Origin of the sequence: Clostridium acetobutylicum ATCC 824 (genome assembly GCF_000008765.1) — a bacterium.
GTDB lineage: Bacteria > Bacillota > Clostridia > Clostridiales > Clostridiaceae > Clostridium_S > Clostridium_S acetobutylicum.
The window spans coordinates 2,255,141-2,272,932 of the sequence record NC_003030.1; the positions used below are offsets into that span (position 1 = coordinate 2,255,141).

Consider the following 17,792-nt stretch of genomic DNA (forward strand, 5'->3'; position numbering starts at 1 on the left):
TAAAAATTAAGTCGTTTTATAAAAACGTGTAAAAAAAAATTTAACACATGAAATCATTATACTATATTTCAGAACATTCTAAAAGGTTTTATAAAAATTTTTAGATAAATTAAATAGCAAACTAAACACAATTTGCTATTTAATTGTCGAAGCAAGCCAAGACTTGGTTTCAGCTATTCCTTCTTCCAATGTATAATGAGGTTCCCATCCCATTAAATTCTTTGCTTTAGAATAGTTACATTTCAACTTCATAATTTCACTTTGAGGATGAATATGCTCTACATGGTTAACAGAAACTTTTTTACCAGCTATAAGGTTAGCAAGCTCATTTATAGTTATATCATTTCCTGTGCCTGCATTTATTATTTCTCCATCAACTTCACTTTTATATCCTGCATTAACTACAAAATCAGCACAGTCTTTTACAAACAAAAGATCTCTTGTTTGCTTTCCAGATCCATAAATATTTATAGGCTTATTGTCAATGAAATTCTTCAGGAATATAGATACAACTCCTCCTTCACCATTCGATTTTTGAAATGGTCCATATGTATTAAACGGTCTTATAACCACAGCCGGAAGCTTATACGCATTAAAATAAGAAAGCACCATGTTTTCAGCTGCTATCTTACTTCCTCCATAAGGTGATACGGGTTTTACGCTGTGCTGTTCATCAATTCCAGTTTCTCCTGAAATGTCATAAACCATGCAAGTACTCATAAATACAACCTTGCATGGGTAAACTTCATCGTTTTCATCTATATTCCATATACTTCCATTCATTTTCCCATGCTGTCCAAACATTTGTTTTTTAGCTCTCTCAAGGATGTTAAAGGTACCCACTGTATCGTTAAAAAAAGTTTTCTCTGGATCATCAATACTCTCTTGCACTACAATAGATGCTGCAAGATGATAAATTATATCATACTTATCCTCGAAAATTCTATCTAAATCATCTTTATTTTTTATATCTCCTTCGATAAATTTAAAATTTTCACCTTTAAATTCCTCAATGTTTTCAATACTTCCATTAGATAGATTATCTAATGCTGTAACCGTATTCCCATCATCTAAAAGCTTCTTAACAACCCATCTTCCAATAAATCCTGCGCCTCCAGTTACAAGTATATTCACCCTACTCATCTCCTATTCAAATTTTATTTTTGGTTATTTTTACTCAATATTGTAATTAATGAAAAGTATCACTCATAAACATAATCTGATTAGGCATTTATGCCTAATCAGATTATGAGTAATAACATTATTTACTTCCTAATACTACTTAATATATTTAAGATGTCTTTCGGAAGTTGATTTGCTTGAGCAAGCATTGCGTCACCAGCGTTCATAAGAACACCCGTTTTAGTATATGTAATCATTTCATCCGCAACATCTGAATCTCTAATATCGCTTTCTGCTTGTTGAACTCCCTCTGAAAAGCTATTTAAGTTATTATAGGTATCTTCAAATCTATTTTCGATAGCGCCATACTGAGCTCTTGCATCTAAAACAGTTGAAAGAGCACTATCAATTGTAGCAAGATTAGCATTTAGAGAATCTGCTTGGAGATTTACATTCCTAATACTACTTGTTACATTTCCATTTGCATCCTTCTGCCCTAAACTTTCAGAACTTAAATCATAAAAAGAAAACTGTACAGTCTCTCCTACATTATTTCCTATAGTAATTTCACTTTTTTCATTAGAAGCCAAAAGAGGTTTGCCATTAAAGTTAGTATTTTTAGTAATATCGTTTATTCCATTTTTTATTTCGTCAATTTCAAGCTGTATATTCTTTTTGTCTGAATCAGTTTTGCTAGAATCTCCAGATTCAAGAACAAGATCTCTCATTCTTTGAAGCATATCTGATACATTACTCATTCCACCTTCTGCTGTCTGAAACATGCTAATGCCATCTTGAACATTTCTAGCTGCCATTTGCATTCCTCTAATTTGCATTCTCATTTTTTCACTTTTTTCTAAAGCTGCTGGACCGTCTTTTGCACTATTTATTTTTAGTCCTGAACTAATTCTTTCTAGAGAAGTAGCCTGCTGCCCTTCAACACTTTTTTGTTCATAGAAAAGCGACAATGCCGCCATATTATGATTTATCCTCACTATATATCAACTCCCAAAATTTTTATAAAATCTTGAAAAAACTTCCTCAAAATTATGCTATCGATTTTATTATCGTTATATTTTTTCTAGCCTTTAGAAAGTATATTTCAATATTTCATAAACTCCTTTGCAGCCTCTATTATATTATTATATAGTATAAGATTTCTTTCAAATTTTATTTTAAGTTTTTCTTCACTTTTCATACCTTTTTTTTCTCTAAAATTAGGATTACCAAGTATATTTATTATTGCCGGAGACAAAAGCACATTTATAAATTTAAAGCTGCTAGCCATACTAAATATACACTCATTCGTCAGATTAAAATTATGTGCTAAAAAATCCTTATCACTCTCACTTTTTCCTCCAAATGCCAAATAACTATTATACTGTTCTACTGCAGAAGTGCACATACTGCTTATTACTTTTATATTTTGTCTAATTCCATCCAGTTTAATGCGCATATTATCATCATCCATAAGCACATTATTACTTTTTATTATATTACTTACAGCTTCTGTATTCTTTATACTTTCGCCGAATTTTTCTAGTGCATCCTTAAATTTAATAAGTGGTGCTCCTTCTATATTTGCTCCACCCTCTGTACAATTTATGAAGTCCACATGTTTTTTTACTTGTATAAATTCCTCCATTGCCTTCTTATAAAAATAAAGTGTTCTATCGGTTTTTACCTTTCCCCCATACACATCATCAACATAGAAGAAATTTTTTATGTTACTATTTCCACCAACATTCAAATCACAAGTTACATCATTAGTATACGCAAAATCTTGACCTACAAATATTATCCTATTACAGCCAATATATTCTGCTAAAGAAGCACACACATGTGCAACAGATCCCCCTTCATACAAGTTATCTATATCCTTCTCAAAAAAATCTTTAGAGGCATCATTGACCCCCGTATCCGTGAAAAAAATTTTATCTCCCTTATAGTTCTTAATTACCTTGTAATTTGTAAATTCAGAGTAAATTATGGGTACTGTACAATCAAGGGCATCCTTCATAATTTCAAACGCAGGTTCATCAGGATCTATAACGCACACAAAATCAGGCCTTATTCCCTTATCTAATAAAAGCTTAAGCGTCCTTCCTCCCGTTATAACGATAAACTTACTTTGATAATCCTTCAGTAAATCTATATTTTTAGAAAGTGAGGGGCCTGCTGAAACAATAACTGCCGGCATACCCTTATAAATATTTTTAAAATGATTTATTATTGTACTTTTCTGAATGAACTTTAAATTATTCATATAGGAACTAAAAAAATGTCTTGAATGAACTATATGTGTTCCCATATTTACAAGTAAACTATTTTGAATGTCTATATAACTTTTATAAAGATTAGATATTTCTTCATAGTATGTATCTGCATAATTAGCAAAAACACCACACTTTGTATTCGATATATTGAATTCATCTAGAAACAAACTAAGTATTCCATTTAAATCTTCTTCATTATATAAGTACAAATAAATTCTATCATCATCTATTATCTTGTTCGCATAATTTAATTTTAAAAATCTCGATATAACATCTTCTCTTGGTTCTACAATCAAAATTCTCATTTTTTTCAAGTTCATATTTATAAGCTTTAAAATATGTTCTCCGCATCCAAGTCCAAATATTACAAAGTCACTTTCTGTATTTTCTATATTTAATTTTTTTATAAATGAATTTATGTCTTCCTGAACGTTTTCTCTATTTCCAATATACTTATTATCTAACTTAAGTATATTTTTATTATCCAAGCTTTCTTCAATAACTGCATTAATTTCTGAAATGTCTCTACATCCCATTACAGTATTAAACGTTATTATATTCATCAAAACCCCTCCATACTAAATAGTTAAAAAAAAGCAGGACTTCTCCCGCTTTATAAATTGCTATTTAAGCTTATCAACAAGCTTTATGGCTTCATCTACAACTACATCCATATTCATATATCTATATTGCCCAAGCCTTCCTAAAAAATAAGCATTTTCTAGATTCTCTACTTGCTTCTTATATTCTAAATAAAGCTTTTGATTTTTACTCTGAGGTACTGGATAATAAGGTTCACCATCAGAACATGAATATTCTCTTACTATAGTAGTGTTATAACATTTTTGCCCTGTAAGATGTTTAAATTCTGTTATTCTAGTAAAATCATAATCATTAGGATAGTTAACCGTACCAACCTTTTGATAATAATCTTGGTTTAGAGTTTCAAATTCAAAGTTTATTGATCTATAAGGCAGTCTTCCAAATTTATAATCAAAAAACTCATCTGCACATCCAGTATATATAAGACTTTTATACTGAATTTCACTTTTTATAAATTTATAATCTGTATTAAGCATTATATGTATATTTTCATGATTAAGCATATTTTCAAACATCTTTGTATACCCATCAAGTGGCAGCCCCTGATATACATTAGTAAAATATCTGTCATCTCTATTTGTTCTTATAGGAATTCTAGCTGTAACTTCTTTTTCTAGCTCTTCCGGCATAATTCCCCACTGCTTTTTTGTGTAGCCTTCAAAGAACATTTTATAAAGCTGAGACCCAACCTTAGTCACTACCATATCTCTAGCATTATTTATTTCAATATCCTTTTCTCTTACTTTATCAAAAAACTCACTAATAGTATCATTAGAATAATTTGTACCATAAAGCTGGTTTACAGTATCCACATTAATTGGCATAGGTACAAGTCTTCCATCTACATAAGATAAAACCTTATGCTGATAAAGATACCATTTAGTAAATCTAGATAAGAACTCCCATACCCTTTTGCTATTTGTGTGAAAAATATGAGGGCCATATTTATGTACGAGTATGCCATTATCATCATAATAATCATAGGCATTCCCACCTATATGATTTCTTTTATCCACAATTAAAATTTTTTTTCCCTTTTCAGCTAAAAGCCTTGCAGAAACAGCCCCTGAAAATCCACAACCAACTATTAAATAATCAAACATAATTTCCTCCTATAAAATTCATTTAAATATACGCACTTAAAAAACTTCATTTTTTCTTAGCTGCTCTTAATTTAAAAATCAAAAAAGGTACTGATACAATTCCAAATAAGCAGGTAAAAAATCCTGATAGTATTTTAAAAACAAAACTCGAAAGCTCCATAATGTATATTGAGAGCCTATCTCTATCTTTAAATTCAGAAATAACATTACACATTATAATTTTATCACTATTAATAGATAATGCATACTTAAAAACATTAAAAAAACCTGCTCCTGATATATTGGTAACAGGAACAATTACTACATCAAATTTTATGTTCTCAATTTCTTTAACTTTGTTTCCCTTTTTAAAGGATTCCTTATACGGATAGACATATATGTTATGTATATTATTATACTTTTCAGCTAATTTTACTCCATGTTCATGAGTTAGTATATCTATTTCATAGTCTTTATACTTCTTCTCTATAGCTTTTAAATTTAAATCCAACTGCTGAAAGCTTGCTGAGCGAACTATAAGTAATTTTTTCATGCTGCACCTTCCTCACTTAAGGTTATTTATAAAAGGTAAATGAAACATTTAAGGGAATCCTTAGATTTTCCTCAATGTACTTATCAACAACCTTCCTTTTTCCCTTTATTTTATTAAAATTCATGAAAGCATTCCACATTGCCTTTAAATATATATTAGTTTTTTGCTCCATTGAATAATAAAAACAATCATATATAAGTTCTATAGTTTTCTTTAAAGCTGCTTTTGTAGAATAATTTTTCCATACAAGAAAAAAAGCATTTCTTGTATAATAAAAAGGCGCCCTCCAGGAAGCTCTATTTTTAGGTGAATACTTATGATACGCTATAACATCAGCAAAAAACTTTATTTTATATCCCATATCTAATATTCTAAAAGCTGTATCCTGTTCATTCCAGTATAGAAAAAATTCCTCTGGATAAAAACCCGCTTTTTTAAGTACTTCAGTTCTAACACCTGCTCCAGCTCCATTAAAAGCCATAATATACTCATCAGATTCAGCTGCTGTATCATTACTAGTTTCTTCTGTATCAATTTTCTTAACCTCATCATAATTATAGTAATTTCTCACATCAAAGGCCACCATACCAAGCTTATCATCCTTTTGAAACTTTTTGACCATTCTTTTAATAGAATTTTTTTCAGGGAAGGAATCATCATCAAGTATTACTATGTACTCTCCCGCAGCACTTTTAAATCCAACATTATATGCCTCTATTCCTGCGTTTTTAGGCATTTTTATAAGCTTTACCTCTTTAAAATCTTCCTCTATTTTTTCTACAGTTCCATCCGTAGATCCATTATCAACAACTATTATCTCTAAAGACTCATAATCTATTTTTCTTATATTATTAAGACTTTCACATATTTCATCTTTTCTATTCCAACAAATACTTACAATACTAACTAATGGAGTCTCCATTTTTTACCTCCCGATATTAAATATACTATATTATTTTATCGTATAAGTAAATTGAAAATTGATACCAAACACAACCAACCTTATATTATAAAAAGTTTGAGCTGTTATTAAGCGCAAACTTCCTTTATCTACTTATTCAATTTTCTGTTTAATACTCTCATTTTACTTAACAAATTAGGATACCATATATTCTTCATCAAACTATATGTATTATCATAGTTTTCTATGTATTTTCTATCATCCCCTGAAACTATTACATTAAAGAATTTATCCACATAAATCAAATTATTTGAAAGCTCATTTCTCATATCAAATATATGATTGCAAATTTTAATTACTGTCTCATATTTTTTTAAGCTTTCACTTTTTAAACTTAGTACTTTATATTCCTCAAACTGCTGCTTAATATTCTTTACATTACCTGAAATCAAATTTATTTCAGTTTCACTGTTTGTCGCTTTAATCTTATTTACAATATTTCTAAGTACTTCTATATTAGAATCTCCTGTAAGAGCTATTTTATTTTTATTTTCAATTAACTCTCCAAACCTATCTTTAACCTTTTCAATTTCTAATATTTTATCCTGACTAGCCTTTCCTCTAACGTCATTTAATGCATCTTCTACTGCTGCAATTATAGTTCTAGCACTGCTGTATTTACCAATATAATTACAGGAATAAATCGCCTGAAAAATTTCATCAAATATTCTGAGACAAAAATCCTTAATTCTATTTTCTTCAATATACTTAGCAAAAAAGCGAATCCTATTGCGCCAAAAATAATATGTTCCAAAAGTATTTGTTTTCTGAGCTACCCCCATTTTATGCCATACTTTTGATTTTCCATAGGTCACAACCTTGTATCCAGCTTTTTTAAATCTATATCCCCATTCTATATCATCCCAATATATAAAATTATCTTCATCCATTATGCCAACTCTTCTTAGGGCTTCAATCCTTACCATCATAGAACAAGCCGGTACATAATCACACTCAACCACTTCTGGAAGTTCAATAAAATCAATGTAACCTTTGTAAAATGGGTTAATATAAAAATTTTCAAAATCAATTTTCGCTCCCATTTCTTGAATCTTATCTCTGTTATCCATTGAATATATTTTTGAACCTACTACAGCAGTGTCGTCATTTTTTTCTAAATATCTATATGAATTGTTTATAGCCTCTTTATCTAAAATAACGTCATTGTCTAAAAGCATGACATACTTATAGTCCTTCTTCAATACTTCCCTTATTCCTGTATTAAATCCACCAGATCCGCCTAAGTTTTCAGTATTACTAATCAACATTACTTTATCCTTAAATTTATCTTTTATAGCTTCTACTGAGCCGTCTTCTGATGCATTATCCACCACATAAATATCTAAATCCCTATATGATGAATTTAGAACTGAGTCTATACAGTTTAATACATATTCCTTTTTATTGTAATTACAAATTACTATAGATAATTCTTTCATTTTTTATTACTCCTATCTGCAGCATTATACAGTACTCAAAAAGTCCTTTATACATTTCAAACCCATGCTTTTCAAACTGCTCATCGCTTCCTCTTTTCCCGGTTCAGTTGCAATAAAAACATAATCAAATTTAATATGATTTATATCTTTTGGATGAAGAATTCTAATTTTTTCAAATTCACCTGTTTTAAATTTATCTACAAATGCAATACATTGAGATTTCTCAAAAAATTCGTCTAAAACCTCTTTTGTAATTTTGCCTCCATTACTTGCACCCCATACTATGTATTTAAAGTCTTTCTTGAACTCTCTCTTAAAAACATCTATTAATTTTATTTTTATTCCATCTTTTAAACCTTCATAATTTTGATTATCTACTCTAGTCTTTGACTCCTCGTGCATCCTAAAATATATAAGTTCTTCCTTTAGCTTATATATTTTAAATCCGCTTTCTATAGCTCTTAGCCATAAATCTAAATCCTCTGATTTAAAATCATTGTATCCTTTTAGCTCTCTCAATATATCTTTCCTAAACATTACTGAAGGATGTGCTAAACAATACCAATAATTTAATATTTTTTCTCTATTATCATCATAAATATCAAATTCTATATTTAGCTTATTTTCATTTTTTTCTTTTATATCATTAGAAATATTGCCCACCACTTTTACCTGTGTTCCCAGTATATCTATATCTCTGTGGCTTTTTAGAAAAGAAATTTGTTTTTCTATTCTTTTGGGTGCGGAAATATCATCAGCATCCATCCTTGCTATATATTCTCCTTTTGCCAATCGTATAGCTTCATTTAACGAGTACACAATTCCTTTATTTTCTCTTGAAATCACATTTATTCTTTTATCTAATTTGGCATATTCCTTAATTATTTTAAAAGAGTTATCTGTAGAGCCATCATTTATTATTATAAATTCCAAATCACTGTATGATTGATTTAAAATACTTTCTATGGACTCTTTCAGATATTTTTCACTATTATAAACTGGCATTACAACGCTTACCTTGGCCATACTTTAATATCACCCCGAATACATATCGTGTTTACTTCACAGCTTAGCTTTTATACTAGACTTATATATTCCTTGAATTTTTTAAGTCCACAATTTTTTAAGAACTCATCAGCCTCTTCTTTACCTGGCAATGTGGCAATGAAGACATAATCACTATGTAATTTCATTAAATCCTCTGGCTTATAAATCCTACATTCATCAACCTCTCCTTCTTTATATTTATCAATAAATCCAATTAAATTAAATTTATCAGTTGTGCTCTCAACAACCTTTTTTACAAGTTTTCCTCCCGTACTAGCTCCCCAAATTAAGTAATCAACTTTGTCTTTTTTATTGGTATCATTTATATAATCTATCTTTGCTTTCATAGTATATTCAACCATCTTAGGATTAAACATTTCCACTGCTGTTTTAGATTTATTGTGAACCCTATATTTAATTAAGCATTCATCCATTCTCACTATCTTATATCCATTTCTTATAGCCCTTAACCACAAATCATAATCCTCTGCAGTATCATATTCTTTTCTATATCCTCTTAATTTTACGATACTATCCTTTTTAAACATGACTGAAGGATGAGGTATAGCACATGAAGTTAAAAAAACCTGTTCTATATTTTGTGAATCAAATTTTATTGAAAATGCACTATTATAAATTGTTTTTTGCTTCTCATCTATATCTCCAAAAGCCTCTATTCTAGTACCTAATATATCTACATCTTTGTTTAATTCTAAAAACTCAAATTGTTTTTCGATTCTATTATTAATGGATATATCATCCGCATCCATTCTTGCTATGTATTTTCCTCTAGCTATGTTTATACCTTCATTTAATGAATCGACAAGTCCCCTATGTTCTCTTGAAATCACAATAATTCTGTTGTCTTTATTAGCGTAGCTAGATATTATGTTATAAGATTCATCAGTAGAACCATCATCAACTATTATAAACTCAAAATCATTATAGGTCTGATCTAAAATACTTTCTATAGCTTCTGCTAAATACCTCTCACTATTATATACTGGCATTACTATTGATACTTTAGGATACACCTTCATCTAAACACTCTCCTTAATATTCTTTAGCATAATACTAAAAAATCTTTTATTGGAACAAAATTATTCTTTGTCAAGATTCCTTTAGCTTCTTTACATCCTGGTAAAGTAGCTATGAATACATAATCAACTTTCATTTTACTCAAATCTTCTGGATAAAATATATCTACACCCTCAAATTTTCCTGTTTTAAACTTATCAATATATCCATTTAGCTTAGCATTTGGAAAAACTTCTTTTATCTTCTCATATGCTATTTTGCCCCCATTGCTGGCTCCCCAAATAACATAACTAAAATCTTTAAGCTTAAGTTTTTCCTTTACATACTCAAGCCTGGATTGAATTATATCTCTTATACTACTAAAACCTTCAGCATCCCTATGTATCTTAGAATCATTATGCAAACGAATTTTCATAAGTTTTTCTTCTAACATAGCTATTTTATATCCCTTAGCTATAGCCCTTAGCCATAAATTATAATCTTCGGTTCTTTTATAGTTTAAGTTATACCCACCTAGAGCCTTAAGAACACTCATTTTCATCATAACTGAAGGATGTGCAATATAACAATTCTCCAAAAATAAGCTTTCAATGCTTTCAGAATTATTTAAGTCAACATTGTACCAGTGCTCTCTTTCAAGTTTTTGTTCTCTACTAACATCTCCAAAAGCTTCTACCTTGCACGCTAGTATATCTACATCTTTATTTTTATTAAGATATTCTATTTGTCTTTCAAACCTTTCAGGAAGAGCTATATCGTCCGCATCCATTCTTGCTACATAACTTCCTTTTGCTCTATCGATTCCCTCATTTAGAGAATACACCATTCCCATGTTGTTGTCCCTTGATACTACAACTATTCTATTATCGTCATTTGCATATTTATTTATTATATCTATTGATTTATCATTTGAACCATCATTTACAATAATAAATTCAAAATCTCTATACGTTTGTTTTAGTATGCTTTCTATAGATTCTTCTAAATATTTTTCACAATTGTAAACAGGCATTATAACACTTATCAATTACTTCAACTCCTTCGCTTGTGAATCTTTAAATAAAATTATGGAAATAAAACTAAATAACTTAAATGATTTTTTGATAAAAATTGCTCAGCCTCATATCTTCCTGGAGAGGTAGCAACAAAAACATAATCTACGTTAAGTTCTTTTAAATCTTCCGAAGTGTGTATGTCATATCCATCAAATTTACCTTTTTTATATTTATCTATAAAAGCCACTAAATTAAATTTAGGCAGTGCTTCATCTATAATTAGCTTAGCAATTTTTCCAGCATTACTAGCTCCCCAAATAGCATAATTCATGGAATTTTCATTATTCAATAGAGTATTAATTTGCTCCTTAACTCCTACAAAAAATTTTTCAAAAACTATATAATCATAAATATTAATTTTTTTTACTATATTTTCATGTACTTTATCCCAAAACTCACTATTAGAATCTAAGGAATATGTTTTTTCCACCATAAATTCATTGATGCTTTTGTTGTATCTCTCAAAAATCATGCATGCAATTTTTTCACCATTACTAGTATCATCTTTTAAAGTACTATAAAGGTATGGTATCTTTAAGCTTAAAGCAGTATCATCAACTAAAGGTATCTTACTCTCTGAATGAAATATTCTAACATTGCTTTTCATCACTGTATTATTAAATTCTTCATTTTTGTTACTTACGCCATCATATTTAATAAAATCTACATTTATGTCATTCTGTGAGCATATCTCGTATACATCTTTAAATTCATCTCTATTTAGACCTAATATATATACATTAAGTTTAAAACCATAGTTTTTCATTAGAAGAGCGTACCTTAAAATGTCACTTTTCCTATATCTAAAATCACGTGAAAGTATAAAACCTATAGTTTCCTTTTGAAGAAAAGCATGAATCCTTAAAGCTTCTATTACTGATTTGAATTTATATATTTGAGATTCTGTAGAATGTTTTTTCATTATTTGTTCTTTTGCATTATTAAATATTAATTCTCTTTCATTAATATTCATGCCTATTATCTTCCTTATTTTTTTAGCTAATTCACCTTTTTCATTTTTAAATTTAAATCCGTTTACACCATCTTCTATAGTTTCATATGGCTTTACATTAGAATACACACCAATCGCTCCACACACAGCAGCCTCAATGTATTTAGTTAGTCCTTTTGCCAATTTAGGCCCTACATTGAATAAAGGAGATACAACTATATCAAAGTTTTCTTCACTTAACCTATTCATGTATTCATAATAACTTGTTGTGAAACCTTCCGTGTATACTTTACTATGCTTGATACCGCTTATTTCCTCAGGTATATACCCCCAAAAATAGAATTCTACTTTTTCTCTAAATTCATTTGATATCTCTAAAAAGTCTTCCCAAAAAAACTTTATCTCCGCTCTTCTTGAATCTGTACCGATAAATGCTATTTTAAAAACACTATCATTTTTAGAAATATATCTTTTTATATATCTAGTCATGACGGTGAGCTTCAGCTCCATTATCCTATCATTATATAATCTCACTGAATCAGAAATTTGAGGACTATAGCTTACTACAGCATCTGCATTTTTTAGTTGATACTCTAATTCCTTATAAATAGATGTTCCTGGTACTGAAAGCTCAAATTTTTTGTTTGATGCTTCAGCTGAAGATAGATCCTTATATTCATCTTTGAGCTTATAAAAATTTAATAAATCATCATCTATCCAATATGATACAGGTATATTCATTTTCTTAAGCTTTACTAAAAAATGATTAGTTGCAAAATCATATGTTCTATGAAAAATTGCAGCATCAATATTTTCCAAAAATTCTTCTTTTAATTGTGAAGATGGTATATAAATCATATTGTATTCATCATTCAATATCTTGATAAAATTAGTAATCATAATATCTAACGATGTATCAAATTCACCTTTTACAACTAATAAGTTTTTCTTCAATTTTGACACTGATGTTTCTTTATCATAATCTCTTTTTATATTCTTATACCAAGGCAATATGCACTTTGTTAATATTTCTTGTCTGAAATTTTCACCATTTATTATTCCTATATCATCAACTATATAATCATTAACTTTATCTAACTTTAGGCAATCACTCTTATTTACATATTGTACATTTCTAAATACTCTTAAATTAAAATTATCTATGTAGATATTATTATAAACTTTTGAAAAGCTTTCATTTGTTACCACAACCTTATCTACATAAATGAATTTTATTTTAGAAGCTAATCTCAATAAAAAATCCCAAAAAAAAGTTTGTTTAAGCATCACACTGCAATCCATAATTTCATATTTTTTTATAATACTAGCATTATGCAAAATTGCATTATTGGGAATAATATTATCACCATAAATTAAATCACTGTATTTAAATGAATTTCCCATGACATAGTTACTATCTTTACCATTTTGAAGCTCACTTTTTCCGTAAACCAAACACTCACCATGGTATTTTTCAATTTCTTTAATAAGTTCTTTTAAGTAACTACTATCTACATAGGATTCATTAAATTGATATGTTATGTATTCTCCTCTAACATAGTTTAGTGCTTGATTAATACGAAGAGCTGCCAAACCTGACCGATTATTATTATGTACATAAACTATTCTATTATCTTTATTAATATAATCTTTTATCTTTGTATAAAGTAACTCATCATCCTGACCGTCATCAACTACTATTAATTCAAAATTCCTATATTCTTGATTTAATATGAGACTTATAGATTTATCCAGTTTATTGTAATCTTTTATATTTATAAGGCATAAAATAATACTTACATTAGGACTCTCTATTAAATTCCTTGACCTTTCTATAGAAAAATCACTTACAAAATCTTTTACCTTTATCATCAAATAGCTCTCCTTATTTTGAACCGTCTTACTCTAACATATGCTTTAATCAATTATTGATAAAATACTCTTGCATGTTATAAGACATTTTTTTATTAAATTATGGCAAATTTATTCAATATGTATATTATCGTTACGCATATATGTTTATTTATATGTCTTTTAATGTATTATTATAAATAAATAATAAAAAAAAGACTATTCATAATACTTCATATCTATGAACAGTCTATAAAAAACATTATTAGCCTTTAATCTGTAAACAAATTCTCCTTTTTATCACCATTGTATATTTTCACAATATTGATTCCCGATGTAATCTCATTTAAATACTTGAATATATCTTCCTCATATTCATAGCTAGAAATTATAATCCTATCTAAATTAAGCTCATCTATTTCCTTTGGTGAATGTATAATGCCTCCTAAATACTCTGTCCCCCACTTTAAAGAGTTAGAATCAAAATAATATGTATTAAACTTTATATCTCCTATTAATTTTTTATAGTATTTTATTAAGTTTGTAGTGTGATCGCCTGAACCATATATTCCTATATTTTTTCCCACAGCATTCTTAAAAATTACTGATAAAACATCCGCTTTCTCCTTATAATTAAATCTATAAAAGAGATCATCCATTTTCTTGTTTGTATCTTTTCCATCCTTCAATACAATTTTAAATATATCATTTAACCTGTTTTCATATGTATGCTCTTTTATAGTTCTAATATATCCAGCATTTGCTATAGTTCTTCTTTTTTCCTCATTAATTAGAAAATACTTTATTTTATCAACCATATCATCAAAAGAAGAATATACAACTACCTCTTTACCTATTTCATAATAGTGACTGAGCCCTTCCACATCACTAGTCAAAATAAATGCCCCACAGGCTGGGACCTCAAAATTTCTTCCTTTAATTTGCTGTGGTGCATCTAAATGTGATGAGTTTGATAAGTTCAAGTTGATTTTACTACTATTAAAAACATCAATCATTGAATCTTGAGATATTCTTGAACTATTTGGATCCTTCTCATTCCATCCATATCCAAAACATGCTACTTCTATTCCTTTTTGTTTTAGTTTATTAATTATTTCTCGCCTATTACTATGTGGCTGTCCTACAAAGGATACATCATATTTAAACGGTATATCTCTTTTAAAATAGTTGTATTGATTACAAGCCCACTGAGAAAAAATTATATTTTCATATCCTAATTCTTTATACTTAACTATTGCCTTTTTATAAGTAGTAACACAGTAATCAAAACACCAGCACCATTTTATTGATGTTGATTCAAACCTCCATTGATCGTCACAAAACCAATTTACTAATATTGTTTTGGTGTTGTTTTTTATATACAAAAAAGTTTCTTTTTTTATCTGATCTTCATACAATATATTAAGTAAAATATCCGGCTTTTCTTTCTCAATTAATTTTATTAAATTATTATTATTATCCTCTCTTTTTTTCTTATCTCCAAAATCACAAATATCAAAAAATAATAACTCAATACCATCCATCTTAATTAACGTTTTATAAAAATTTTCATACTCAAAACTATATCCACGTGATTTATCATTATAATCATATTTTAAACAAGTCAGTATTACTTTTAACACTTTCACACCTTCTAACTATTTCCTCTTTCCATAAGAACTAATTTTGCTGTTTCTGTTCTCATAAAGAGTTTTACATTATTTTATCAAGAATTGATTCTAATTTTTTCAACCTAATTTCATCAACAAATTGGTTATTTCCTATGTAAAATCCATTATCATGAATAAGATTAGCGTTTTTAAATTCATTTTCATTATGATATTTTTTTAAAAAAGGCTGTCGTAAAAGATTACCACTAATTATAGGCCTTGTTTCTACACCTAATTCATTTAGCTTTTTTTCAACAATTTCCCTTAATCTTTTTTCCTTAAATATAAATGGCAAAGCTAATGAAGAAGTCCCTTCAACTTTTATGGTAATTAATTTATCTTCATATTTTGTGCATGTATCAAAAAACATATTGTAATTTTTATCTCTAATTTCAATGAATGCATCTAAGTTTTTTATTTGTCTTAGCCCTAAAAATGCATTTATTTCTGTACTTCTAACATTAAAACCATCCGTTAAAAATAAAAATTTAAAATCAATGTCTTTATATTTATTTTTATAGTATTCATGGTATTTAATAGGAAGTTCTCTAGCTAAACCATGTGATCTTTTAAGAAGACAAAGCTTATAGAATTCTTCATTATTAGTAGAAATCATTCCTCCCTCAATAGTCGTCATGTGATGCCCCCAATAAAAACTAAAGGTACCTCCTAAACCAAAATTTCCAACTTTAATGTTTTTATATTTTGCTCCATGACTCTCACAGCAGTCTTCAAGTATTACTATATCTTTTTCTCCAATTACATTTTTTATTTTCTCCATATTAGCTGGAAAACCCAATAAATGCGTTATGAAAATAGCTTTTGTTTTATCTGTTATTTTCTTCTTAAGTTCTTCATAATCAAAAGATAAATCCTCTAAGTTTACATCAACAAATACAGGTTTCAATCCACATTGAAGTATGGGTGATATATTTGTAACCCAAGTAACTGCAGGTACTATAACTTCAGACGTATTATCTAAGTTATAGTAATCCTTAACTGCACTTAAAAGAACTAAATTAGCTGAGCTTCCAGAATTAACAAAAACGCTGTACTTACATCCCTGCCATTTTGACCATTCAGCTTCAAATTCCTTTACTTTACTCCCCTGCGTAAGTCTATCTGCTGTTTTAATAAATTCTGCTAAGCTTTCAATTTCTTCTTTTACTAATGCATTTTCTTGAAGTTTCCATTTCATATTAACAGCTCCTATCTAACAATTATTTAAATACCACCTATATGTTTTTGTAATTCCTTCATCAAGTTCAACTTTATAATGCCATCCTAAACTATTAATTTTAGAAACATCCATAACCTTTCTAAACATTCCATCTGGCTTACTCTTATCAAAAATTATATTTCCTTTAAATCCAACTACATCTTTTATTTTATAAGCTAAATCTTTTATTTTAATATCCTTGCCACAACCTATATTTAAAAAACCCTTCACTTTTTCGCCATGTTCCATCAGAAAAATAATTCCATCAGCCAAATCCTCTATATATGTAAATTCTCTATACTGTTCTCCACTTCCCCATATGGATATTTCCTGAGACCCGGAAACCTTTGCCTCATGAAACCTTCTTATTAATGCCGCCATAACATGAGAAGTTTTCAAATCAAAATTATCTCTCATACCATACAAATTTGAAGGCATAGCACTTATGTAATTTAATCCATACTGCTTACTATAATATTCGCACATCTTTAGCCCTGATATCTTAGCTATAGCATAACCTTCATTAGTTGGCTCCAAATATCCTGAAAGCAGATATTCTTCTTTCAAAGGCTGTGGTGCTTCTTTAGGATATATACAAGAACTCCCTAAAAATAGTAAATTTTCAATTCCTACCTCAAAAGAATTTTTTATCACATTATATTCTATTATTAGGTTATCCATAAGAAAGTCCACAGGATTCGAAATATTCGCTTGTATTCCACCAACCTTTGCAGCTGATAATACTACATAATCAGGCTTTTCTTCTTCAAGGAACTTCTTAACACTTTCTTGGTGCATCAAATCAAGTTCTTTATGAGTTCTCACTACAACATTTTTATATCCTCTACGCTCTAAATTTCTTAATATGGCAGAACCAACAAAACCAGTATGACCTGCTATATATATTTTGCTATCTTCCTTCAT

At 28.7% G+C, this 17,792-nt stretch carries 14 protein-coding genes; all 14 read right to left on the minus strand.

Going from position 1 to position 17,792, the window contains the following annotated elements; genetic code table 11:
* Window positions 1-135: 135 nt before the first annotated feature.
* Window positions 136-1,134 (minus strand): dTDP-glucose 4,6-dehydratase, encoded by a 999-nt coding sequence (locus tag CA_RS11145; protein ID WP_010965465.1) that lies wholly within the window; start codon window positions 1,132-1,134, stop codon window positions 136-138.
* Window positions 1,135-1,265: 131 nt separating this feature from the next.
* Entirely contained in the window at window positions 1,266-2,117 is an 852-nt protein-coding gene (locus tag CA_RS11150; RefSeq protein WP_010965466.1) for a flagellin, read from the minus strand.
* A gap of 107 nt (window positions 2,118-2,224) precedes the next feature.
* Window positions 2,225-3,961 (minus strand): motility associated factor glycosyltransferase family protein, encoded by a 1,737-nt coding sequence (locus CA_RS11155; protein WP_010965467.1) that lies wholly within the window; start codon window positions 3,959-3,961, stop codon window positions 2,225-2,227.
* A gap of 60 nt (window positions 3,962-4,021) precedes the next feature.
* Window positions 4,022-5,104 carry a UDP-galactopyranose mutase gene (glf, locus tag CA_RS11160; RefSeq protein WP_010965468.1) on the minus strand — a complete coding sequence of 361 codons (1,083 nt, stop codon included), beginning with the start codon at window positions 5,102-5,104 and terminating at the stop codon, window positions 4,022-4,024.
* A 46-nt stretch (window positions 5,105-5,150) separates the two neighbouring features.
* On the minus strand, window positions 5,151-5,636 hold the full coding sequence (locus CA_RS11165; RefSeq protein ID WP_010965469.1) for a hypothetical protein: 486 nt from the start codon (window positions 5,634-5,636) through the stop codon (window positions 5,151-5,153).
* 22 nt (window positions 5,637-5,658) lie between these two features.
* Entirely contained in the window at window positions 5,659-6,558 is a 900-nt protein-coding gene (locus tag CA_RS11170; RefSeq protein WP_010965470.1) for a glycosyltransferase family 2 protein, read from the minus strand.
* A gap of 128 nt (window positions 6,559-6,686) precedes the next feature.
* The gene (locus CA_RS11175) at window positions 6,687-8,036 is read right to left on the minus strand and encodes a glycosyltransferase family 2 protein (RefSeq protein WP_010965471.1); all 1,350 of its coding nucleotides are present in this window, start codon (window positions 8,034-8,036) and stop codon (window positions 6,687-6,689) included.
* 24 nt (window positions 8,037-8,060) lie between these two features.
* Window positions 8,061-9,062, minus strand: a complete 1,002-nt coding sequence (locus tag CA_RS11180) for a glycosyltransferase family 2 protein (RefSeq protein ID WP_010965472.1) — start codon at window positions 9,060-9,062, stop codon at window positions 8,061-8,063.
* A 50-nt stretch (window positions 9,063-9,112) separates the two neighbouring features.
* Window positions 9,113-10,123 (minus strand): glycosyltransferase, encoded by a 1,011-nt coding sequence (locus CA_RS11185; protein ID WP_010965473.1) that lies wholly within the window; start codon window positions 10,121-10,123, stop codon window positions 9,113-9,115.
* A 23-nt stretch (window positions 10,124-10,146) separates the two neighbouring features.
* Entirely contained in the window at window positions 10,147-11,148 is a 1,002-nt protein-coding gene (locus CA_RS11190) for a glycosyltransferase (RefSeq protein WP_010965474.1), read from the minus strand.
* A 38-nt stretch (window positions 11,149-11,186) separates the two neighbouring features.
* Window positions 11,187-14,000 (minus strand): glycosyltransferase, encoded by a 2,814-nt coding sequence (locus CA_RS11195; RefSeq protein WP_010965475.1) that lies wholly within the window; start codon window positions 13,998-14,000, stop codon window positions 11,187-11,189.
* 251 nt (window positions 14,001-14,251) lie between these two features.
* On the minus strand, window positions 14,252-15,622 hold the full coding sequence (locus tag CA_RS11200; RefSeq protein WP_010965476.1) for a CgeB family protein: 1,371 nt from the start codon (window positions 15,620-15,622) through the stop codon (window positions 14,252-14,254).
* Window positions 15,623-15,692: 70 nt separating this feature from the next.
* Window positions 15,693-16,847 (minus strand): DegT/DnrJ/EryC1/StrS family aminotransferase, encoded by a 1,155-nt coding sequence (locus CA_RS11205; RefSeq protein ID WP_010965477.1) that lies wholly within the window; start codon window positions 16,845-16,847, stop codon window positions 15,693-15,695.
* Between the two features lie 15 nt (window positions 16,848-16,862).
* A complete protein-coding gene (locus CA_RS11210) occupies window positions 16,863-17,792 on the minus strand; it encodes a GDP-L-fucose synthase family protein (protein WP_010965478.1) in 930 nt (309 codons plus the stop codon).

Excerpts from the sequence above, each read along its gene's own strand:
- glf (WP_010965468.1), bottom strand. The coding sequence starts at position 5,104 with ATGTTTGATTATTTAATAGTTGGTTGTGGATTTTCAGGGGCTGTTTCT.
- CA_RS11155 (WP_010965467.1), bottom strand. The coding sequence starts at position 3,961 with ATGAATATAATAACGTTTAATACTGTAATGGGATGTAGAGACATTTCA.
- CA_RS11210 (WP_010965478.1), bottom strand. The coding sequence starts at position 17,792 with ATGAAGGAAGATAGCAAAATATATATAGCAGGTCATACTGGTTTTGTT.
- CA_RS11170 (WP_010965470.1), bottom strand. The coding sequence starts at position 6,558 with ATGGAGACTCCATTAGTTAGTATTGTAAGTATTTGTTGGAATAGAAAA.
- CA_RS11195 (WP_010965475.1), bottom strand. The coding sequence starts at position 14,000 with ATGATAAAGGTAAAAGATTTTGTAAGTGATTTTTCTATAGAAAGGTCA.
- CA_RS11180 (WP_010965472.1), bottom strand. The coding sequence starts at position 9,062 with ATGGCCAAGGTAAGCGTTGTAATGCCAGTTTATAATAGTGAAAAATAT.
- CA_RS11165 (WP_010965469.1), bottom strand. The coding sequence starts at position 5,636 with ATGAAAAAATTACTTATAGTTCGCTCAGCAAGCTTTCAGCAGTTGGAT.
- CA_RS11175 (WP_010965471.1), bottom strand. The coding sequence starts at position 8,036 with ATGAAAGAATTATCTATAGTAATTTGTAATTACAATAAAAAGGAATAT.
- CA_RS11205 (WP_010965477.1), bottom strand. The coding sequence starts at position 16,847 with ATGAAATGGAAACTTCAAGAAAATGCATTAGTAAAAGAAGAAATTGAA.
- CA_RS11185 (WP_010965473.1), bottom strand. The coding sequence starts at position 10,123 with ATGAAGGTGTATCCTAAAGTATCAATAGTAATGCCAGTATATAATAGT.